The organism is Bacteroides sp. OM08-11 (assembly GCF_003438665.1).
GTDB lineage: Bacteria > Bacteroidota > Bacteroidia > Bacteroidales > Bacteroidaceae > Bacteroides > Bacteroides cutis.
Genome location: NZ_QSTJ01000009.1, coordinates 121,477 through 144,591 on the forward strand (window position 1 = coordinate 121,477; position 23,115 = coordinate 144,591).

Consider the following 23,115-nt stretch of genomic DNA (forward strand, 5'->3'; position numbering starts at 1 on the left):
TTTAATATACAAACTATTTGAATTTATTGATCAGTCCAACTACCCTTTTTACATCTTCCATCAGAATAGCAGGCCCAATTGGTAAACTTAATTCGTGATCTGCAATGTATTCTGTGATAGGAAAATATAAATCATTCCATTCTTTATAACACTCCTGTTTATGGGGAGCAATAGGATAATGGATAACAGTACCTACACCATTCTGTTCCAAATAGTCATGAAGTTCATCACGTTTTTCACAAAGTACAGGGAAGAGATGAAAAGCATTACTTTCATAAGGAAGTACATCAGGCATCAACACTAAAGGATTCTTTATATTTTCAATATAATATTTAGCAACTACTTTACGATGAGCATTGTCCTCTACTAGATATTTCAGTTTCACATCAAGTACCGCCGCCTGTACCTCGTCCAAACGGCTATTGCGACCTGTGTATTTAAAGACATATTTTTTCTGGCTACCGTAATTAGCTAAAGCACGGATTACCTTTGCCAATTTTTCGTCATTAGTAGTCACAGCACCACCATCACCAAGAGCACCGAGATTTTTACCCGGATAGAAACTATGACCAGCCGCATCACCAATATTTCCGGTCATACGACCATCACTGTAAAGACAACCATGACTTTGGGCACAATCTTCAACTAATTTCAAATGATATTTCTTACAAAGTTCACCGATCTTCTCTGTATAAGCGATACGGCCATAAAGGTGAACGATAGTAATTGCTTTAGTTCGGGGAGTGATTACCTCTTCTATCCTATCATCATCGATTTCAAGCGTATTCAATTTCGGTTCTACAAGAATCGGTTTTAAACCATTCTCTGTTATAGCAAGAATAGTTGCAATATAAGTGTTTGCAGGTACAATCACTTCATCTCCGGGCTGCATCACTCCCATTTCCAGATAGGCTCTGAAAATCCAAATTAAAGCATCTAGCCCATTAGCACAGCCAACGGTATATTTAGCTCCAATAAATTGGGAATAATTCTCCTCAAAACGCTCGTTCTCTTTGCCCTGGAGATACCAACCTCCATTAACAACACGATTTACAGCCTCATTTATCTCAGCCCCATGAAGGGCCGTTACATCTTTTAGTGAAAGGAATGGTATCATACTTTATCGTTCATCTACTTTTCTAAGAAATTTTGCAGGGTTACCGACCCATATTTCTCCGGCAGGCACACTTTTTGTAACCACGCTACCAGCACCAATCATGGAATTCTCACCAATAACTAGCCCGGGAAGGATAGTAGCCCCGGCACCAATGGAAGCCCCCTTACACACCTTTGTTTTAAGAAGCCTCCACTCTCCATTCTTTGATCTCGGATATATGTCATTAGTAAAAGTAGTATTGGCACCTACCATTACGCCATCCTCTAATTCAATACCGTCCCATATTTGTACTCCACATTTAACGGTGACATTATTGCCAATCACCACGTCATTCTCAATCAAGCAATGGGAACAGATATTACAGTTCTCTCCAATTTTAGCTCCGGGAAGCACTACGCAAAATTGCCAAATATTAGTAGACTCCGGTATGGCAGAATTATTACAGTCACTCAATGGATGTATCATCGTTTTATTCCTCTAAAGCTCAAAAATTCTTCATAATCCCGAATATAATCTTCCTGCAGATACACATCCGATGCCAAAACCATACAGACAGCTCCGGAAGAAAAATCATCCAAATCACGCCACATACCGGGTTTCACATACAAACCTTGGTATGGACGATTAAGAAAAAACGAACGTTTTACTTTGCCGTCATCAAGGGTAACACGAAATGATCCAGAAGCCGCAATCATCAGTTGACTCAAATCTCTATGGGCATGTGCACCGCGAGACTCACCACCCGGAACATCATACAAATAATAGACACGTTTCACATCGAAAGGCAAAGTATCCCCATTCTGTACTACAGAAAGATTTCCCTTTCGATCACTGTGGTGTCTATCCAGTTCAATTATAGAGCAATCAAATACGCTATATTTTTCCATTACTTTTTAATTTTAGGAATTCATCATAATTCCTGATATAATCATCCGGATCATAATTAGTTGAAGAAAATTCAAGGGCAAGAGAGTTTGTTGAGAAATTATTCATTTTTCGCCACAGCCCTTTAGGAATATAAAGACCATAGTAAGAACGATTGAGCGTAAAGGTCTTTCGTTTCTCACCGTCATCAACTATCACATCAAAACTACCGGAGAGTGCAATTATAAATTCCTTCGTGTTTTTGAAAGCGTGACCTCCACGTCCTTCTCCTCCTGGTACATCATAAATCCAATATGTTCTCTTGATTTCAAAAGGAATATGATTATTCTGTTCGGCAAATGATAGATTTCCTCTCGCATCCAAAAATTTAGGAAGTTCTATTGTTTTACAATCTTTGATCGACATTTTATAAATTCATATAAATCTGTTTGAGAACTCGTCCTACTTCTTCTCTGAAATTAATAATAAATGGAGAATTCCATTGTCGTGGATGCGTAAGAAGCTCCAAAACGGGTTCTCCACGTTTGATTGCAGCAATCGCTTGTTCCACAAAAGCCTCTCCCAGCACTTGATCCGCTAATCTACAAGTCAATGCATTCATATGCTCTTTATCATATGCCTCTCTTACTATTCCTGCTGACTCTTTTATTGCATTCGTCATCAGAATCGCATTCTGAACACCTAACTTAGTATTAACATAATCGCCATGAGAAGCAACAGTAAGACATGGTAGCCCTATCTCTTTACGGAAAGCCTTCAAGTTTTTTAAGAAAGTAATTTGAATCTCACTAAGATGTCCCAATACTTTCTCTCTATTTCTTATTCTATATTTATAGCAATATGTAGCAAGTTCTTCATAGTGATAAGATGGCTCACCTCCCCCATTTTGTATGTATTGCATTAATTGGAGATTTTTCGTACTCTTTCGAAAATAATATGTGCATCTAGCATTATATTTTTTCTCTATTGTGAACATCTTATATAGAGATACAAAATCCGGGGTATCAACATCACGACGAAGAATCAAATACTTTTTTAGGGGATCAAGACTTTCTCTGACTTCTTCGAATGAAAGAATTGTATGAAACTCATATCCTTCCTCTGCCGCTATCTTTATTATTTTTTCATATTCTTCAAACTTACTTGGACGTAAGAAATCATCATACAATCTTTTTTTATATTCATAATTTAGCAGTTTAATGATGCATTAATATACATCTCAGCTACCTTCTTATTTGTTAATTGCGTAGCTGTATCCATCGCATTCTTTGATATTCTATTCAATTCTTGAATGGAAAGATTTCGAATTTTATTTACAACCTTTACAAGTTCCTCTACGTTCTGGGATATACATAAAAAACCATTCTCACCGTCAACAATGACACCATCAATTCCTTGCCCTTTCGTTGCGACCGTAATACATCCTTTTGCCATAGCTTCTACATAGACCAATCCAAAAGCCTCATGCGCACTTACCATTATGAAACAATCCGACCGCCCTATAATTCTCTGTGCTTCATCCCTTGTTTTTTTCCCATGGAATGTAACCTTTTCCTTTATTCCTAAAGCTGATACAAGTTTTCTCAGATTAATTTCTTCAGAACCATTACCTACTATATCAAAATGAAATGTTTCCTTTCCATAACTCTTATTAAGAGCTTTTATGGTATCTTCTACCCGTTTCAGTTTGTATAGGCTACCTACAAAGGTAAAATTAGTCACACCATTTTTAAAGGTTTTCGACACCGGTTGTATGTATTTTTCAGGAATACCAGAATAGCATAAAAACTCATTTTTTTTAACTCCATATAAAGATTCAAACCTTTTCTTAAATGCAACAGATCTGAATCCCCAAACATCTACCGAATTCATATATTCCTTGTATCTATCACCATAAACTGTTTTAATATTGCTTCCATCACTATGGATAACCATTGTCGTCTTTACCTGTGGAAATCTTTCTTTAAACATGTATAAGAACTGCAACTGTGGAAGTACAAAATGGCCTACTACTACATCCGGAACAAAAGTATATTTGTTCAAATACTCACAAACCGCCCCAAAAGCTTTATTCATTTCTTTCTGCGAAAATATCCTATGGGGTATAAATTTGCGTAATGGAACAAATAAAACCGGTATGCCATCAACCGCATATTCTTGCAAAACAGTAGAAATATCTACATTGACTACACATCCTGTTTTGGCTTGAATTAATGAATTGAACGCTCTTCCGATCCAATAATATGGTTTTGGAAACAATGAATCAAAATGTATAACACGAACATCATATCCAAGTTGTATCCATTCACGAGTAAAATAATGGCAAACAGATGTTCCTCTATATTGAGGATTACCTGTCGGATATATATTCGAAATCAAAAGAATTTTCTTCATATTACAATCTTCCATCAACAAATTCTTTTGGAAGAATTCCTTTCACATCATACACTATACCAATTTCTTTCACTATAGACCTAACATCCAATGCAAGAAATTCTTTGTGAGCGACACCAAGGATAACCGCATCATATTTTTCTTTACTATTCAATTCATTGCTCACATCAATACCATACTCATGTTTCACAGCTTCAGTATTTGCCCATGGGTCATAAACTGTAATATTTCCAGTATATTCTTTCAAAGTATGATAAATATCCACAATCTTAGTATTACGAATATCAGGGCAATTTTCCTTGAAAGTAATACCTAAAAGAAGAATCTTGGCATCTTTCACCATAACTCCTTTTTTATTCATACATTTAATGGTCTGTTCAGCAACATATTCCCCCATACCATCATTCAAACGACGAGCAGCAAACATTATGCGAGGAAGTACACCATACACCTGTGCTTTCTGAATCAAATAATATGGATCTACAGAGATACAATGTCCCCCTACTAAACCAGGATTCAATTTTATGAAATTCCATTTTGACGCGGCAGCTTCAATCACATCATGTGTATCAATCCCCATTGCATTGAATATTTTGGCAAGTTCATTCATGAAAGCAATGTTCACATCACGTTGAGAATTTTCAATAATTTTACTTGCCTCTGCCACCTTAATGGAAGGTGCTTTATGGGTACCGTTCACAAGTACAGAATTGTAAACATCATCTACTATATCCGCTATTTCGGGAGTAGATCCAGATGTTACTTTCTTAATTTTTTCAACAGTATGCAGTTTATCCCCCGGATTTATCCGTTCAGGAGAATAACCCGCAAAAAAATCCAGATTAAATTTTAAGCCTGAGATTTTCTCTACGACTGGTAAACATTCTTCTTCAGTAACTCCAGGATAGACTGTTGATTCATATACAACAATATCACCTTTACTAATCACTTTACCGACTGTTTCACTTGCTTTCCAAAGGGGAGTTAAATCTGGACGATTATTCTCATCCACAGGAGTAGGTACTGCTACTACATAAAAATTACATTCCTTAATGTCATCTAAATTTGTAGTACACTTAAAACCGTGATTTTCGATAGCATCCTGAAGTAATTCATCAGAAACTTCAAACGTAGCATCATGACCACTCATTAATGCATTCACACGTTTTTGATTCATATCAAAACCTATAGTTTCATATCTTGTAGAAAAAAGACGAGCCAATGGCAGACCTACATAACCAAGACCTATTACACAAATTTTAATCCGCTGCATTTTAATATATATGATTAATTAATTTCGTTGTATTGAGACGCTCTCGATAATTGTTGCTTTATAACAAACTAAAAATATCATCATAAATAATATTCCAGAAGAAAGAATTGAAGTAGGAATAAATGCTGATATTAAGGTATTACAAAAAAGAAGAGAGATTAAACATATATACGTCTCATCAATACCTTTAGAACATGAGCTTACTAACTTTATATAAATAACTAAAATTATTGGAAGTATTACACATCCTACCATACCGAAATTCGCAAAAGCTTCACTAATCAACCCATTATTAGATCTAATACCTTCAACATTAGGATTAAAGTATTCCCCGACTGCAATATCGACACTTGTATCAGCATAAGGGGATTCAAATCCAAACCTCCTTAAAATACTATTCCGATAGAAATCAGGTTCAAATATGTTAAAAAAAGTATAATACTCATAATCCTGTCCTGATGGTATATAAAAAACTCTTAAAAAAAGTGGTGTAATTGCATATAGTATAGTTTCATTGAAAAAACTAAAACAGACAAATAATGCAATTGTCAAATAGATAAAAAATACTTTCTTATATTTTGCTTTATAATAATATTTTAAGAGAACTCCTGCAATTGTTGCAAAAATAATTGACTTAACACCAGCTATAGAAAAATCCAGATATACGATAAAAATAAAAATAAAGGCTAAAAGATACTTTTTTTTATCAATTAAGAGACAAAGGATTAAAGGACAAAGAGTCATAGAAGCTGCTAATATATAGCTAAATACCATAGGATAATTATTTTCTCTTTGTTCGAATCGGATATCATACACATCTATTAATGATGTATGTAAATGAAAGCCAGTATATCTTCCTGATACATAAATAACAGCACAAACAAATAGAATAATTATATATGATAAAGCCTTATTAAATACACTTTTATTTCTTCTTATATAGCTATTACTGAATAATTTAATATTAGGGAATATACTATATAACCCAAGAAATAAAATCCAAAAAATAAAATTTAAATAAATATACTCTAATTCATATTCAACTTTACCAATCATTATTGATAATGGAATAATTTTTAAGCACATTAAGAACAGTAAAATATATTGCCATAAAGTATCTGTAGTCTTAAATGATTTCAGATAAAAAGGTATCATAATTAAAAGGAATATCCAAGATAATATATATTGATACGAATCCGCATTATTCGTATAGCCTGAATATGAAAAAATAGGTACCACATAATCCACATAATATTTTTCATTAATTAAGCGATAAAGAATTATAATACACACTTGAATCCAATTAGGAATATTCCAGTTAGTTTTCATAATCAGCTAATATTTATCATTCAAATAGAAGAGAAACTTTACACAGAACATATAAACATTAGTATAATATCAAACAAAAATTAATGAATGTATCAGATATTTACAGATATTATCAACAATTCATTGTTTCATCTGCATTCCATTTACAAATTATACTTTCAATTATTTGTTACCAAGTGAATTTGAACTATCTTAAAATGAACGTCTTGTAAATAGCTCTTTTAAAATGTTCCCACAAAACATGATATATCTTTTTACTTTTAATATTCCCCCCCCCAATTGAATTTACATAATCAATAAACTCCTTAGCAATTTTATAATAAACTAATTTTGAATAGTGATTAATATTGTCAAAATAATCTGATTGAGATCTAACAATATCATTTACATTCAATAAATATATTGAATCCCTTTCTTTAAATAATTCTATTATTTTTTCATTAATCTCTCTATGATATATTTCTTTTCCAGAAAGAGCATAATATGGAGAAGTTTTTGTGTATTTATATGGTAATTCTGACAATAATAATATTACAAACTTTGTATTTGCATTTTTTTTTAATATTTTATCTATAATCAAAGAAAAATTAGTTGCAATCTCGTTTGCAGTATATGAATATTTATGAAACTCACTTCTAAATTTCTCCAACTGTTTATAATCAAAATTACAACGAGCCGTCATAACCCGTTTTTGATAATAATCGTTCCAATTTTTTGTATTGATGAGAGATTTATTATATAAACCAAATGGTAATAATATATTGCCATTTGAATAAACCCCTAATGTTGCATCCATTAAAGGAGATAAACATATAACATCATAATCTCCGCTAAATAGCGTAGTATTATAAGCCTCCTCAGATATGAAATTATATTTCTTTGAGATCTGTTCAAATTCTTCTTTCTTAATATTCGTAGAATTTATAATATTCACAGTGTGATTGTAAAAATCCACTTGGTTTCCCTTATCATCGCAAAAATTAAACTCTGTTGTTATATTACATCCTGAATTTTCAATATATGAAGCCATCACTTGTAAATCACAAGGACCTTTTAGCAATATCTTTAACCCTTTTTGCTCTTCACTCTCTTTCTCCTCTAAACTATCAACTAGAGTGATATAAGTTGGTTTTCCTAATTCTTTTGAAACATTACCAGAAACTGGACCAATTATATCCAAGCGAGGATAATTTAGATATGCATAGATATACTGCTCTATTCCCATTCCCATAGTTCTACATGAAAATACGAAATGCTCCAAAATACTATTATTTTCAGAGTAGAATCCAACTAAGCCATATTTTCCATAATTATCCTCAACAATAACAGCACCTGTTTCATTCTTTGGATTATTAATAAGATTAGTTACTTCAACGTTATCTATCCTCTTTTTTGTAAAATTCAATTGATTACTCCTAGCTATCAACTCAGTAATTCTTTCTACATATTGAAGAGGCTTTTTTATTATACAGATCTTAATTTCACTATGACTTAAAAAGTCATAGTTTGATGTGAAAGTTTGCTTATCTACACGTTTTTTTTCTAACACCTTATATTGATTTAATCTGCTCAATTCTCTATCATCCTTTCCTATATTATCAACGTTGTTATACAGATAAGAAATAGTATCAGGTGTAGCTACCAACAAAGAAGGACATACATATTCCGCTTCTCCTAAATTTGATAGATTATCATCTATAAATAAAACATTTTCCGGACGTAATGCCATATCTTTAATTGTTTGCTTAATACGCCCACCTTTAGATTCCCAATTAATTGAATTAAAAACAAAGTATTCTAAAATGCCCAATCTTCTCAGTTCATTTTCAGCAAGTTCACAATCATTTTTTGAGCATACAGAATTTACAATACCACGTTTAGAAAGTTTTTTAACTAAACTTATATTAGAATCAATAGGAATAATAGATGGGGCATTAACATTACTATCGGACAAAGTTCCTTTCCAGAATGTTTCATCCAAGTCCCATATTATTAGTTTAATTTTTGAAATATGATTTTTATTAAATTTCATTTCTGAGAATATTTAGTGACATAATTGTGTACAATATACTAGCTAATCCATCCGAGATACAAAATGCCAATACCCCTCCTAAAAAGCCATAATATGGAATCATTAGTACTGCTATAATTATAGATACTATTGCTGCTATACTATAAAATATAATATATATCTTATCCGCCCTATAAGAAACTAAAAACTGATTAAATACAGCTCCAATGGAACTCAATATTAAATAGACAGCACAAATCGGTAAAGCACTTGAAATCTCAAGGTATTCACTAGAGAACAAAGATTTAACAATCAAATCTGGACAAATAAACATTGGAATTACAAATGGCAACACAGATAATATCATTATAAAAATATATTTCTTTAGAAAACTCCTTTTTCGTTGCTTATCGTATCCTACCATACATATTTCGGCCATTTTAGGATTTCCAACCCTTGCCATTTGATTAAGGATAAATTTAGCAATGGTAAGAAGTTGTAAACAAGCAGCATACAATCCCACAGAAATTTCATTAGAAGATTGTTTCATTATCATTTGGATAATTGGCCCAAATGCACACCCCAGTACACAAACAACTGCAATTATAAATCCCGACTTATAAAAACGAAACAAATCCCTTATTTTAAATTGTTTAAATATATTAATATGTAATTGATGTATTACTTCCCAATATTGTATAACAACTACAATTATCCATGACAAAAACAGTATTATCGCAGCATTTCCAATAGATAATCTATTATTGATCAAAAGAATAACCCATACACCTACAATAAATAAGATTTTTTGTATTAGATAATAAATAGAATGCCAGCTTATTAAACGAAATGATTCATATACAGGTTGGAAATCCAATGAAATAAGGCACGGGGATAAAATTAATAAAATAGCAACAATGGATAATTGAATATCCATTTGATTATGAAATACAATAATAGTTGCTAAAAATAATATTAAATTAATAATTGAAATCCATACAGTATATGTAATAGTAATGTTTCTTTTATCAGGATACTGAACCAATTCACGAAGCATAGTTTTATGACGACCATAACGTACTATATTAGAACCGATCTCTCCAATTGCCAAATAGTATGAATAAATGCCAAATACTGCAGCCCCTAATATATTTGCCAACTTGATATTAGTAACTATTATTAGCAGACCTCCCAATGCATTGAATGCTAATAAACCTATAACATTCTGCATAGTACCCTGATGTGCTGAAAACTTACTATAAATATCTATCGTTGTAAAACGATCAAGTAGCTTCACTATAACATTGACAAATTCTTGCAAAAATCTATCTATAGCGTATAATACGATATTAGTACGTTTATTAATATACTTTCCACTGTTATCCATACCTCTTTTTACAAGAAATTTTAAAATTATTAGCCCATAACAGCTAATACACAAATACTATACTAATACTATTCTGCTACATAAATATAAAATTATAATCACAAAGACCTCAAAATATCCAGCACCCAATCAAATCTTTTATAATACTAACTAATTGTATAGATAATTGTATAAACAAGGAAATTGAATAAAAACTATTTATCTATTCAGTTATCCAAATATTTCAAGTTAACTTTAACACACTGTTAAAGTTAACTTCCTATCTGTAAGAAGTTAACATCGTAATCACAAGAAATTAACTTCCTGCAGACAGAAAAATCAATGTCTGTTTTTCACTTTAACATTGTTAAAATAGAGAAGATGTTTTTCATGATAATCCTATCGAAAGCTGTCGATAGCTCTATCAATACGCATAAATACCTATCGAAGCTCATCGATAGGCTGAATTCAAAATAACGTGATTTTATGTTTATTCAAAGGTTATCTCAGCAGTATTTTTATTCTTCCACTATATACTTATCCAGGTTCCTCGTTTCTTTACTGAAGTTCACTCCCACTTTTATAAGACGTTTTCCCTCCAGCGTATAAGGAATCAGATAACCCCTCTCATCGATTTGTTTCAAGGCTTCTTCGGCTGTACCGTTCAGTTTAAATTCAAAGGCATAAATGGCATTCTGAGTTTTCACGATTGCATCGGCACGACCACGCGCACTGCGGACTTCTGTTTCTACAAATTGTCCCATTAAAGTGAAAACTATATAAAAAACAGCTTGATAATGACGTTCGGTATTGTCACTCAAATCGTATGGCATACCGGCAAAGAAGACTTTCAAGCGCTCCATGAAGGCGTCTACATCACCGGAACGAAGTTCACGCATAAATTTAGCTATGAGGAAACCGGTTTCGTCATCAGTCACTTTGGTATAATATGGCACCAAGAAATTAAGGAAACCGTAGCGTACTTCATCATTGGGAAATTTCAATGTATAAAGATCCACTTCACGGTCATAGTACTTGATAGTCAGATAGCCGCTTTGATAAATCATGGGAAGAGGGTTATTTACCTCTATACGATATTCCGAAAATGCAGAAGCAGTTACTTCTACTCCATCTACTAATAAACGAAGATCATAATCACTCTGCTTAAGTAAATCAACCAGATAGGTAGGCGTACCTGTTTGAAACCAAAAATTGCCGAACTTCAGTTTTTGAAAAACATTTAAAAGACTGAATGGGTTAAAAAGTCCGACTGTTGTATCTTCACAAAAATGATAACCGTCATACTGTTTCTCCAGGCGATAAACGGTTTCTTCAAATGTCAGTCCTTCACTTTCACCTAAATGTTGTATCTCCGGAACAAAAGTACGAACCATCTCTTCTTTTGTAATACCGCACAAGGCTTTATATGCCCTGTCCATACTGATATCATTCAATTGGTTCAAATCGCTGAATATGCTGACTTGGGCAAATTTAGTTACTCCGGTCAGAAAAACGAAACGTAAATAACGGTCTGCGCTCTTCAATACGCCATAAAAAGCTTTCAGAATACGACGGTATTCATTCAACAAATCTTCATCCAGCAATGCCTGAAGTAAAGGTTTATCATATTCGTCAATCAATACTACAATTTGTTTGCCCGTCTGGATATATGCTTGTTCTATTATATAGGCAAAGCGCTCCTCAGGACTGCGATCCTGCTTTTCGGTACCGAATTTCAACTCCCATTTCTCCAAATATTGATTGAGCATGGCTATCAAATCAGCGGCAGTCTCATAGTTGCGGGCATTCAAATCAAGATGCAATACAGGATATCTTTCCCATTTAGTTTCCAGTTCTTCTATCGCAAGCCCTTGGAACAAGTCTTTACGCCCTTGAAAGTATGCTTCAAAGGTTGAAAGAAGCAGACTCTTGCCGAAACGGCGGGGACGACTTAAAAAATAAGGTTTACCAATATTTGCTATTTGATAAACCATAGCAGTCTTGTCTACATAAAGATAATGCTCCTTACGTATTTCCTCAAAAGTCTGTATACCAACTGGTAATTTACGCATCTGTTCCATTTTATCTCCTTTTTTAGAAGCTATATGCAAATATACGCTTTTTCTTCAAAGGGAAATCCTATTTATCTTTTTTTCTATTCTTCCACTTCCTCCCACGGATACTGATTTTCCTCAAAATTTTTCAGTTCTTCAATAATCTCCATTTGCTCCTGTGTCAGATATGTCTTATCCCAAGTGTTAATGATGGTATGGGCAGTCTGTGCCAAGCTCTCATCGTAGACCTCACTGTAGCAGTAGGATAAAAGACGGGCTTTGAGCGGGGAGGAAGAAAGTTTAGGGAGGACTTCATAACTACGATCCAGAAGGCGCTGGATGTATTGCTGCTTATGACCGTTGTCGTAAATGGTGGCGGAAAAGGCGATTAAGAGACCGAGACAAAGTTCGGCTTCGGACTCGGGAATGTCACCGGAAGTGTTGTAGAGTTGCAGAGCTTGCTCGTAAACATCACGATTCAAACGAGCAAAGTCATCAGCATAAATTGGAGTACCATCTATGCCCAAGGTCAACAGACGATGGGCAGAAGAGTACAAAGTTGCTATTTCTGAGTTCATATAACTGATATGATTTATTGATTTCACCACAGAGGATACAGGGGTATCTTTAAGATCTCATGTTGCCTTTCCTACAATTCTACAATAGGTTCTACAAGGGAAGGATGGATGTAGGTAGTGGCTATTGCCATTACTCCTTCAATATTCACTACCACGCGACGGTCGTGACGGATACGTACAAATTCACCGATAACGCCCTCAAAAACTCCGGCTGTAATACGAACTTTCTGACCTTTTACAAGATGTAGCTCGGCGGACTCGACATAGAGAATAGCTTCATCGTAAGTGCCGGCAACAAGTATGAAGCTACGCATCTGCTCATCGGGAATAATGACCGGGCGGCTGTATTCACGATCCATAATGAAACGTATGGGCATAGAGCCTTCTAGGGTATCCTTCAGAGCATCTATACGTTTACGGGTGGAATGGATAAAGACAAGGTTGTGAATGGCCGGAAGCAACCTACGCATGCGTTTACCGTTTTTTACGATATATCCATATCTCATCGGAATGAAGTTTTCTATTTTTTCCTTGTCCAGAATAGCCTTCAAGAACAGTTCACGACTATAAGAGACACGAACGGCATACCAATGATTGTGTTGCAAAAAATCTTTATTTGATTGGAGGCTCATAAACAGGTAATTGATAATCAAGCGATTATTATCAATACTATTTTTATATTATCGTTTTGGAAAGAGTGTTCTTTAGGGACACCGGAGTAATGATATACCTCCCGGTCAGGTTATGTAATGCAATTATTCTCAATAGTTTAGTCTGCATTCATCTTATTTTAAGACCACTTACCATCACGGAAAAAGAAGTCAAAAAATAGCTATGTTTAATATTACACTCCTAAAGAGCTATAAACAAAGCGATTAAAGTGATAAAACGTTTTTTAATCGTTCATTTAATGTACGCAAAGGTAAGAGCAAGAAATGAAATTACAAAATATTTCTATAGATAAATTCTTTCTCCTTGTCTAGTTCTCCTTTATTTTACTAATTATCAAGATGTTGTAATATTTATTGGATATAAAATTTAATCTCTCCTTTTATAGGAAATAGTGTGATATATAAATAGTCTTCGGAAAATGTTTTTTAAACGAACGTTTAAAAAACACCTTCAGTCGCATACAAAATGCAGATACGAATAGAAATTCGGGTGTAATATTTTCCTATAAAAGGATATTTATACCTACATAAAAAAAAGGATATTACCGATTACGGTTAATATCCTCTTTTCAATTATAACACACAATTATATATGCAAGCCAGTTCCTTATATATTCATATTACCCATATATTCATTTAAATATGAACGACACTGAGTATCGGGAATACAGCGCCCTGTATAGCGAAACAGATGCCAAACACGGCAGCGCTGACAATCCAAAGAATAAGTAAAGTCCATTTCAGACCAGAATTCATGGGTTGCCATTTGAACAATTGGCTAAAGATTGCCCATACAAGGCTGATCAATGGGATGCCAACTAACAGGATACCAGTGATGTACATCATAATGGCAGACATCGGAGAAGCGGGAAGTATAATATCCGCCATCGGGAAGAGTGAAAGAAGTGCCGCTCCCCCTCCGATTGCCACCGCAATAGCAGCAAGGAGTAAAGCCACAAATACAATTCCAAAAACAAATAGTACCGGACTGCAAATAATAGCAAATATTACCAAACATACTTTCAGGAACAGACCGACAACCATCACTAACGTATCACCTGCTTTCTGTAACAAAGTACGAGGTTTGTCAGATTTCATGAAATCGTTTACACCATGGCTCACTTTTTCAAAACCATCGGTCACCGTTTTGCCAATATTCTCTACCGTGACAGCCTCACCACGCATACTCAATTTCTCGGCAGCCGTACGTGCTTCGGGAATTACCAGCCAACATATGATATATACCGGTATCAGTGTACCGTAACCACAAATAAGAACGATTAGCAGTAAAAAGCGAAGTAAAGTTACGTCCCAACCCAGATAGGAGGCCAAACCACTGACTACACCGCCCAGCATCTTGTCATCCGGATTACGAAAAAGGCGACGGCGAACAGAAGCGGTTGCCTGATTGGCAGAACCGGCATTCCATGAACCGGAACCGTAGCCACTACTTGTATTCGTACCGTCATGAGAAGAGGTATCTGCATCTCCAGTCTCTATATCTTCGGGTTTTCCCATGCGGGTAATCACCTCCTCTACATCTGTAATCGTAATAACTTGCAAGCCTGCCGTCAATTTCTCGGCAAACAGTTCGGAGATACGGCGTTCGATATCATCAACAATCTCATCAGCGCCAACGTCCTTACTGAAATGTATCTTCAGATTGCTTAGGTAATTATCCAAAAGGCGATAAGCGTCTTCATCAATATGGAAAACCGTTCCGCCTAAATTTACAGTTAAAGTCTTTTTCATTGCTATATTTTTTATTATGAATTACTAATTATGAGTTGCTAAGATGATTCACGGTATCACTCAGCTCTCGCCAGGATATTTCTAACTCTCCAAGAAAAACCTCTCCTTTCTCTGTGAGCTTATAGTATTTGCGTGGAGGTCCCTGTGTAGACTCGATCCATTCGTAACTCAACAAGTCATCATTCTTCAAACGGGTGAGTAACGGGTAAAGTGTTCCCTCTACCACAATCAAACGGGCTTCCTTCAACTTTTGGATAATATCCGAAGCATACGCCGGTTCCTTGTGAAGCAATAGCATGATGCAATATTCAAGCATGCCTTTGCGCATTTGTGACTTTACATTATTAACGTCCATTCTAAATTATAAATTACCGATTATTAATTACACGACCATTGTCTTTCCTCTCTTATAAATCTCATATTGTCTTATCAACTTCTTTGTATGGCACAAATATATGTATTACTTTGGTACTATGTATTACAAAGTACCTTATATTTTCATTATTTAACTATTAGAGTTACAAATAACAGCATTATAGTGTATCTTTGTTCCCAAATACTATAAATACAACAATATGTTTACCATTAGAAAAGCAACGACTGCCGATTGTGAGTTAATTCATAAACTTGCCTGGCAGATATTTCCTGAGACATATAAGGAAATACTAACTAAAGAACAAACCGAATATATGATGGAATGGATGTACTCTTTAGAAAACATCCGTAAACAAATGGAAGAAGAAGGACATGTCTATCTAATTGCTTACGAGGAATGCGAAGCGGCAGGGTATGTATCCGTACAACCACAAGGCGAAGATTTGTTCCATTTACAGAAGATATACGTACTCCCCTATTTTCAGGGTGCACATTGCGGTAGTTTTCTGTTCCGCGAAGCCGTTAAGTACATCAAGGAGATACACCCGGAACCGTGTTTGCTGGAACTAAACGTGAACCGTAACAACAAAGCACTACACTTTTATGAACATATGGGAATGAGAAAATTGAGAGAAGGAGATTTTCCGATAGGAAACGGATATTATATGAATGATTATATAATGGGGAAGGAAATTTGAAATAAAAGATGAAAGGCTGCGCGAATATCCAATATTTAATTCGCACAGCCTTTTTATTTTTACCGGCAAAGAAAATTTATGCCACTCTCTCCAAACGCTTCATTACAGAGAAAATGAACAGGGCGGACAACAGGCAAAGAGCTACCAAGACTCCCCATACCACATAGAGTGGGAGGTTACCCCACAAATTGGAAGCCACGGAAGTCAGATAGTTACCAATGGCAGTTGCCACAAACCAACCACCCATCATCATACCTTTATATTTGGGAGGTGCCACCTTGGACACAAAAGAAATACCCATAGGCGAAAGAAGAAGCTCACCGAAAGTAAGTACAAGATAAGTAGATACCAACCAGTTAGGTGACACAAACGAAGCAGTACCGGCTTCAACAGCTACTTTTTGCTGATCGGGTGAAAGCAATCCTATAGAAGCAATAATCATCAAAATGTAACCACATGCTGCCACCAACATACCTAAGCCAATCTTACGCGGAGCACTCGGTTCCTTACCTCTTGAAGCCAACCAACCGAAAATACCCATAGAAACAGGTGTCAGAGCTACTACATAGAATGGGTTGAACTGCTGGAAGATAGGAGCATCAACTACTGTGGACTCCGGAAGCATCGTATATCTATATATCAGGAATGCCACAGCTACTAAAATAACCATACCCGAAATCATCTTCGCACGTCCGGATTTACTTTGGAACAAGGAGAACAGAGCGTAAACAATAAAGATGATTGCTACCAAATTCCATACCGTAAACATCATACTTTCCACTCCCGTAGAACTTTTGGCAGTAAACTCATCAGCAAAGAAAGTAAGTGTCAGTCCGTTTTGATGGAAAGCCATCCAGAAGAAAATAACCACAGCAAATACCAGACAAAGAGCCACAATACGGTCTTTAGTCTCAGCAGGAGAAAGTTCTTCGGTAACCGCACCTTTACCTGTACCTGCAGTTATTTGTTTCGTACTACCTTCCACATGTTTGAAAGTGCTACGGAAAGTATAATAAATAATCATGGAAACAATAAGCGAAACGCATGCCACGCCGAAAGCAAAGTGATAAGAGTCGTTGACACTTATCCCCAGACTTTTCTGCGCATAGTTCATGATACCTACCGCACATGATGGGGCAAACAGGGCACCAATATTGATGGCCATATAGAAAATACTGAAAGCGGAATCGCGTCTTGAAGCATATTCCGGCGAATCATATAGATTACCTACCATCACTTGCAGATTTCCCTTGAAAAGTCCCGTACCCGTACTAATGACCAGCAATGCACCTATCATGCACACCATGCCCACTGTACCCGTACCTGCCGGAACAGCAAGCAACACATAACCCGCAAACATGGCAATGATGCCGATAGTAACCATCTTGCCATAACCGAATTTGTCGGCAAGAATACCACCAATGAACGGCAAGAAATAAACCATAGCAAGAAATCCACCATAAATCTGTCCAGCTACATCCGGCGACAGACCGAAATTAGCTTTGAGAAACAGCACAAACACTGCCAACATTGTGTAATAACCGAAACGCTCTCCTGTGTTGGCAAGCGCCAAGGCATAAAGCCCTTTAGGTTGTCCTTCAAACATAATTTTTTTTGATATTAGATATTAGTAAATAGATTAATTTCTTAATATTTGTGCAAATATAGACTTTTTGATTGATTGCACCAATAGACAATGAAGTATATATTTACTCAATTCTATTTACTTTGAAGGCGTGATGTACTGTCGATCTCTTTTTAAATTCATTTTAAATTGGTATTCGCATTCGTCTCCTTCTCCGGTATGGCATATAAGTAGTAGGTACTATTCGGCGTAAAAGGAGTGCCGTCGGGAAATGAAGTGAACCAATGTCCCTCCGGATTATACTTTTTATAACTACCGTCCTGTTGCCAACATTCATATTCCTTGGTAGCTTCTTCCTCTGTCAGCGGTTCACGCACTACGGACTGCTGTGTGCGGAGAATATCGGTTATACCGAAACCTTCTCCCCAAAGTTCACGGCGACGTTCCATCAAGATATCGGCAACCATCTGCTCCTGTGTTTTCCCTGTCAAATTATAATCAGCAAGTCCACGGGCATTGCGCAAAGTATTAAGGGGTTTCACGGCTTCTTCCAGTACCCCCTTACGGGCCAATCCTTCCGCAGCAATGAGATACATTTCAGCAGAACGCATCACGACAATATCTCCCGTCTGATCGGAACGGATACGGAATTTGCGATATCCCAGATAACCCTCGCGCATCCACTGAAAGAGTTCCCGACGGATATCATTCGCTTCGAACTGATCCATGAAGTGCGGGTCGGCCATAAAACTGTTGTAAGCATCGGGAGTCACCACATCAATATAATAGAAATTATAACTGGCGTCGGACTGGCTGACGGACTGCGGTTGTCCCCATATCCACTCGGAATTGGAAATATCGTTAAAACCCATATAGGTTTTGGCATCTGTCATCAAGGTATATCCATTGGCTGCGGCAAGAGCAGATTTGGCAGCATCTTCCCACTGGCCGGTGAGCAGATAGGCACGGGCAAGCAAACCGTTGACGACAGCTGTGTTCGGCTTGAATTTTGAATTGTCATCAGAGCGCACATAACCATCGAGCAAGGTCTGTGCCTGTTTCAGATCTTTGAATATCTGAGTATAAAGTTCTTCAAGAGTGGCTTTTCCCTTGGGTTGCGTACCCGGACCGGTCGGTTCGGTATAGAGAGGTACGGCAGGCGCCGTCTTGTCCTTCAAATAAGTAAATTGGTAATGCTGCGCTAAATGTAAATAGCAGAATGCACGCAAAGCATACGCCTGTCCTTGAGCATGACGAAAATCAGAGGTATCATCATCACCAGTGGCCTGAATGGAAATAACCGTGTTGCAGTTGTCGATGGTTTTATACATCAGATACCAGGCAAAAGCGGTTCGATTGTTGGAAGGTATTGCCACATCATCGAACTGATAAGAAGAATTGAAACCGTACATGGGACGAGAAACAACATCGTTCGCCATCATATCGTCTTGTAACATCAAGGCACGATAGCCGATATTGGCATACGTACTGCTATATTCAAATAAATTATACCAAGCACCGTTGAAGATACGCCCGGCATTGGAGGGTATGGGGACGAGTCCGGCATCTACCGCATCGGTAGGCTTATGGTCGAGAAAATCGCCACTACAAGAAGAAATGACGAACAGTCCGGTAACCCAAATTACTATATTTTTAATTGAAGTTTTCATAATGAGTAGAAATTTAAAATAAGTTTGATATATGGGATGGAGATTATCAGAATGAGACATTAACCCCTCCCGAAATAGATCGCATGGCAGGATAACGGTAATAAGTCAATCCTGTAATTCCCTGTTCTGGATCAAGTCCTTGATTACCGGAAATCGTGAGCAGGTTGTCTGCCTTGACAAACAGTTGCAAGCTACTCAAACTGATTTTCTTTATCATAGGTTGCGGGAAATTATAGGATAAGGTGATATTCTTCATCCTCAAGTACGAATTATTGAACAGGTTACGGGTGGAATTTGCATTCCAGTTATTAGAAACGGTCTTCAGTGCCGGGACATCCGTATAACGATTTTCCGGCGTCCAACGTTTCAGCATTTCCGTAGACCAAGCACGTCCCGTACTGCTTCCATTGCTCCACAGCATCGTGACGTCACGGTCTACAATGTATCCACCGATACTATAAGCAAAGATTGCGGACAACTCAAATCCTTTGTAAGTGAAAGCGGTATTGAAACCTCCATACACTTTCGGTAAGGAAGATTTATTGACATAATAGTAATCGGCTTTGGCATAGTCATTGGTAGTGGTACGGCCGATAACATTGTTCTGCGTATCCTTTACATCTTTATACCACAACGGGTCACCATTTTCCGGATTTACCCCGGCCCACTCACGCAGATAGAAATCATAGACCGAACGGCCTACCTTCAAACGGGTGACTCCCGTAATCGGCATATCTTTCAACGGAAGATCGGTTACTACGTTCTTATAATGAGTCAGGTTCACGCCCAGACGCCATGCGAAGTCACGCGTATGGATGAGTGTACCTTTCAAGTCTATTTCAAATCCGGTATTCTTCAATGCACCGATATTCTCGTCTACCGAAGTATAGCCCAACGAAGTGGCAAGCGGACGGGAATAGAGCAGGTCTTTGGAACGACGCTGGAAGAAATCGAATGAACCGGAGAAACGGTTATTGAACAATGAGAAATCAATTCCGACATTAAAGTTCAGGTTAGTTTCCCATTTCAATCCCGGTGTAGCCAGACGATCGGATACCAAAGCGTTCTCACCGGCTTGGGAAACGATGGAATAGAGTCCGCTACTGGCATAATATGTACCCAGATTGTCGTTACCCTGTGCGCCATAACTCGCCTTCAACGTCAAGGCCGAAAGCCAATCGGCGGTGGAAAGCATAAACTCTTCACGGTCGATACGCCAAGACGCACCTACCGACCAAAAGTTACCCCAGCGGGTGGAAGGAGCAAAACGGGAAGAACCGTCACGACGATAAGAGGCCGAAAAGAAGTACCTTCCCTGATAATCGTACTGTGTACTCAGGAGATATCCCAACAAGGAATAATCGATACGGTATCCGGAACCGGCGGTCACCAGTGAACCGACAGCCAACTCAGGCATATCGGGCACAGCCATATTTGAACGTGCGGCCTGAAGTACATCATAACGATATGAATAGGCTTCTTCTCCGGCAAGGATATTGAAGTGATGCTTACCAATGGTTTTATCATATGTCACAATATTGTTCCATGTCCACGAGAAAGTACGCGTATATTCACGACTCGCACCGCCTCCGGTATTTACAGCAGGACCGATTTTGGGATTGGTATAATCAAGTGCGTTATAATTGACTAAATCGAAGTTGAAGCTGGTTTTGAATTTCAATCCTTCGATAATAGTTGCTTCGAGGTATGTCCGTCCCGAAAACTCATCCTTCATACGTTCCGCTTTGTCATTCGGCAACGTGGCGGGTAAGTTCCAGTTCGCCATAGAACCGGACGGACGATAAGATCCGAAATCGTAAATACGGTTTCCTTCGGAATCATATTTGTACGTACCGTCGGAGTTCATTTCATAGATAGGATAAAAGTCAGCCATCAGTCGTCCGGCGTTGATGACATTGCTCGTTTTCGTATCCGAGGATACAGGATAATTTTGCATAGAATGAGCAAAACTCATATTGACACTGCCACGCAGCCATTTATTTATCTGACTGGTGATATTGGAACGCAGGTTGAAACGTTGGTAACCGGACTCAAGGGCAATACCTTTATCATTCAAATAGCCTGCCGAGAAGAAATACTGATTTGTTTTTCCTCCTCCCGATACGTTCAGCCCTAACTCCGTACGCAAAGCCTGTTGCTCCATGGCATCCTGCCAATCTACCTTCCAGAGGGGAACAGCTCCTGCAACCAATTTCCCGTCCGTGCCTACCGGTTGGGAATAGTTGGGGCCATAGGGGTTAGGACCTCCTCCCATCAATTTGCCTACAAGGTCTTTGGAAGCCTGGATGGCGGCGGTTTGGGGAGTATACTTATCCGTATTCAAGGCATATTGGTTCCGTAAAGCTTCCCAATAGAGTTCAAAATATTGATTGGTACCGATGCGGTCATAATCGCGTACGGCACGGTTGGATCCCCCGAAACTGGCTTTTACACTGACTGTAGTTTTAGAGTCAGTCTGCCCCTGTTTAGTAGTGATGATGATCACGCCATTGGCACCACGAGAGCCGTAAAGTGCGGCTGATGCAGCATCTTTCAGTACCGTAATAGAAGCAATATCTTCCGGATTGATAGAGTTGATGCTGCCATCGAAAGGTAAACCATCCACCACATAAAGCGGTGCGCTGGATGCATTGATAGAACCGATACCACGAATACGAATTTCGGCATCGGTACCCGGTTGCCCGCTGGCGGCACTTGCTTGAAGTCCGGGAACAGTGCCCTCAAGGGCACGCGACACATTTGAAGTCTGCATGCGGGTTATCTCATCCCCTTTCACAGTAGAAGCCGCTCCGGTAAAGCTGTATTTCTTGGCGGTGGCATAAGCTACTACCATTACTTCATCCAGTACTTCACTATCAGTCTGCAAATCCACGTTAATTACCGTACGGCCATTGATTTTCTGTTCCTGGCTTTTAAGGCCTATAAAGCTAAATACCAATATGCCGTCTGAAGGGGCTTTAATGGAATAATGACCATCAATATCGGTCACCGTACCATTATGCGTTCCTTTTATCAATACCGATACTCCCGGTAAGGGGTCTCCTTCTGACACAACGGTACCTGTGACCTGTATATCGTTCGCCGTTGCCGCATGGAGAACGGCTGTACAAAGCAGGACGAACGATGCTAAAAATAGACGTAGTTTCATATTCATCTCTTAAAAATTAGTTAGGTTAGTTAACTATTAAGAGACGACTTTGGTTCATTGAAAAAGAACAATTTTCACCACAAAAGAAAAGTTCAATTACTTTAGAACCAACATTTACATCCGCTAAAGGTCATATTTACAATCCTAAACATCATGTTTATAGCCATAAAGTTGATGTTTAACTTCGT

19 protein-coding genes are annotated in these 23,115 nt (G+C 37.4%); 1 reads left to right on the top strand and 18 read right to left on the bottom strand.

The window, feature by feature from the left end; genetic code table 11:
• Nucleotides 1-13: 13 nt before the first annotated feature.
• The 15 genes from DXC10_RS14845 to DXC10_RS14915 form a co-directional block, all read right to left on the bottom strand.
• The gene (locus DXC10_RS14845; RefSeq protein WP_117738255.1) at nucleotides 14-1,117 is read right to left on the bottom strand and encodes a DegT/DnrJ/EryC1/StrS aminotransferase family protein; all 1,104 of its coding nucleotides are present in this window, start codon (nucleotides 1,115-1,117) and stop codon (nucleotides 14-16) included.
• 3 nt (nucleotides 1,118-1,120) lie between these two features.
• Nucleotides 1,121-1,582 (bottom strand): acyltransferase, encoded by a 462-nt coding sequence (locus tag DXC10_RS14850; RefSeq protein WP_117738257.1) that lies wholly within the window; start codon nucleotides 1,580-1,582, stop codon nucleotides 1,121-1,123.
• Complete coding sequence (locus DXC10_RS14855; RefSeq protein WP_117738259.1) at nucleotides 1,579-2,004, bottom strand: FdtA/QdtA family cupin domain-containing protein; 426 nt, start codon at nucleotides 2,002-2,004, stop codon at nucleotides 1,579-1,581. The genes DXC10_RS14850 and DXC10_RS14855 overlap by 4 nt, the downstream gene beginning before the upstream one ends.
• The gene (locus DXC10_RS14860; protein WP_117738261.1) at nucleotides 1,991-2,407 is read right to left on the bottom strand and encodes an FdtA/QdtA family cupin domain-containing protein; all 417 of its coding nucleotides are present in this window, start codon (nucleotides 2,405-2,407) and stop codon (nucleotides 1,991-1,993) included. The genes DXC10_RS14855 and DXC10_RS14860 overlap by 14 nt, the downstream gene beginning before the upstream one ends.
• Before the next feature lies 1 nt (nucleotide 2,408).
• A complete protein-coding gene (locus tag DXC10_RS14865; RefSeq protein ID WP_117738263.1) occupies nucleotides 2,409-3,170 on the bottom strand; it encodes a hypothetical protein in 762 nt (253 codons plus the stop codon).
• A 20-nt stretch (nucleotides 3,171-3,190) separates the two neighbouring features.
• Nucleotides 3,191-4,411, bottom strand: a complete 1,221-nt coding sequence (locus tag DXC10_RS14870) for a glycosyltransferase family 4 protein (RefSeq protein WP_117738265.1) — start codon at nucleotides 4,409-4,411, stop codon at nucleotides 3,191-3,193.
• Nucleotides 4,398-5,669, bottom strand: a complete 1,272-nt coding sequence (locus DXC10_RS14875) for a nucleotide sugar dehydrogenase (protein WP_117738267.1) — start codon at nucleotides 5,667-5,669, stop codon at nucleotides 4,398-4,400. The genes DXC10_RS14870 and DXC10_RS14875 overlap by 14 nt, the downstream gene beginning before the upstream one ends.
• An 18-nt stretch (nucleotides 5,670-5,687) precedes the next feature.
• Nucleotides 5,688-6,998 (bottom strand): hypothetical protein, encoded by a 1,311-nt coding sequence (locus tag DXC10_RS14880; RefSeq protein WP_117738269.1) that lies wholly within the window; start codon nucleotides 6,996-6,998, stop codon nucleotides 5,688-5,690.
• A gap of 187 nt (nucleotides 6,999-7,185) precedes the next feature.
• The gene (locus DXC10_RS14885) at nucleotides 7,186-9,030 is read right to left on the bottom strand and encodes an HAD-IIIC family phosphatase (protein ID WP_117738270.1); all 1,845 of its coding nucleotides are present in this window, start codon (nucleotides 9,028-9,030) and stop codon (nucleotides 7,186-7,188) included.
• Nucleotides 9,020-10,396: an oligosaccharide flippase family protein gene (locus DXC10_RS14890; protein ID WP_117738272.1), complete on the bottom strand. Its 1,377-nt coding sequence runs from the start codon at nucleotides 10,394-10,396 to the stop codon at nucleotides 9,020-9,022. The genes DXC10_RS14885 and DXC10_RS14890 overlap by 11 nt, the downstream gene beginning before the upstream one ends.
• A 497-nt stretch (nucleotides 10,397-10,893) precedes the next feature.
• Nucleotides 10,894-12,456 (bottom strand): ATP-binding protein, encoded by a 1,563-nt coding sequence (locus tag DXC10_RS14895; RefSeq protein ID WP_117738274.1) that lies wholly within the window; start codon nucleotides 12,454-12,456, stop codon nucleotides 10,894-10,896.
• 74 nt (nucleotides 12,457-12,530) lie between these two features.
• The gene (locus DXC10_RS14900) at nucleotides 12,531-13,007 is read right to left on the bottom strand and encodes a UpxZ family transcription anti-terminator antagonist (protein WP_101542642.1); all 477 of its coding nucleotides are present in this window, start codon (nucleotides 13,005-13,007) and stop codon (nucleotides 12,531-12,533) included.
• Between the two features lie 71 nt (nucleotides 13,008-13,078).
• Nucleotides 13,079-13,639 (bottom strand): UpxY family transcription antiterminator, encoded by a 561-nt coding sequence (locus DXC10_RS14905; protein ID WP_101542641.1) that lies wholly within the window; start codon nucleotides 13,637-13,639, stop codon nucleotides 13,079-13,081.
• A 675-nt stretch (nucleotides 13,640-14,314) separates the two neighbouring features.
• Nucleotides 14,315-15,430, bottom strand: coding sequence for a PspC domain-containing protein (locus DXC10_RS14910; RefSeq protein WP_101542640.1), 1,116 nt, complete (start codon nucleotides 15,428-15,430; stop codon nucleotides 14,315-14,317).
• A 28-nt stretch (nucleotides 15,431-15,458) separates the two neighbouring features.
• Complete coding sequence (locus tag DXC10_RS14915) at nucleotides 15,459-15,785, bottom strand: PadR family transcriptional regulator (protein ID WP_101542639.1); 327 nt, start codon at nucleotides 15,783-15,785, stop codon at nucleotides 15,459-15,461.
• A gap of 220 nt (nucleotides 15,786-16,005) precedes the next feature.
• Here DXC10_RS14915 and DXC10_RS14920 point away from each other — a divergent pair, with 220 nt between their 5' ends.
• The gene (locus DXC10_RS14920; RefSeq protein WP_101542638.1) at nucleotides 16,006-16,503 is read left to right on the top strand and encodes a GNAT family N-acetyltransferase; all 498 of its coding nucleotides are present in this window, start codon (nucleotides 16,006-16,008) and stop codon (nucleotides 16,501-16,503) included.
• 76 nt (nucleotides 16,504-16,579) lie between these two features.
• Here DXC10_RS14920 and DXC10_RS14925 read toward each other — a convergent pair whose 3' ends face one another.
• The 3 genes from DXC10_RS14925 to DXC10_RS14935 form a co-directional block, all read right to left on the bottom strand.
• Nucleotides 16,580-18,109, bottom strand: coding sequence for a peptide MFS transporter (locus DXC10_RS14925; protein WP_101542637.1), 1,530 nt, complete (start codon nucleotides 18,107-18,109; stop codon nucleotides 16,580-16,582).
• Between the two features lie 158 nt (nucleotides 18,110-18,267).
• Nucleotides 18,268-19,758, bottom strand: a complete 1,491-nt coding sequence (locus DXC10_RS14930) for a RagB/SusD family nutrient uptake outer membrane protein (protein ID WP_101542636.1) — start codon at nucleotides 19,756-19,758, stop codon at nucleotides 18,268-18,270.
• 46 nt (nucleotides 19,759-19,804) lie between these two features.
• The gene (locus tag DXC10_RS14935) at nucleotides 19,805-22,933 is read right to left on the bottom strand and encodes a TonB-dependent receptor (RefSeq protein WP_117738276.1); all 3,129 of its coding nucleotides are present in this window, start codon (nucleotides 22,931-22,933) and stop codon (nucleotides 19,805-19,807) included.
• Nucleotides 22,934-23,115: the final 182 nt, after the last annotated feature.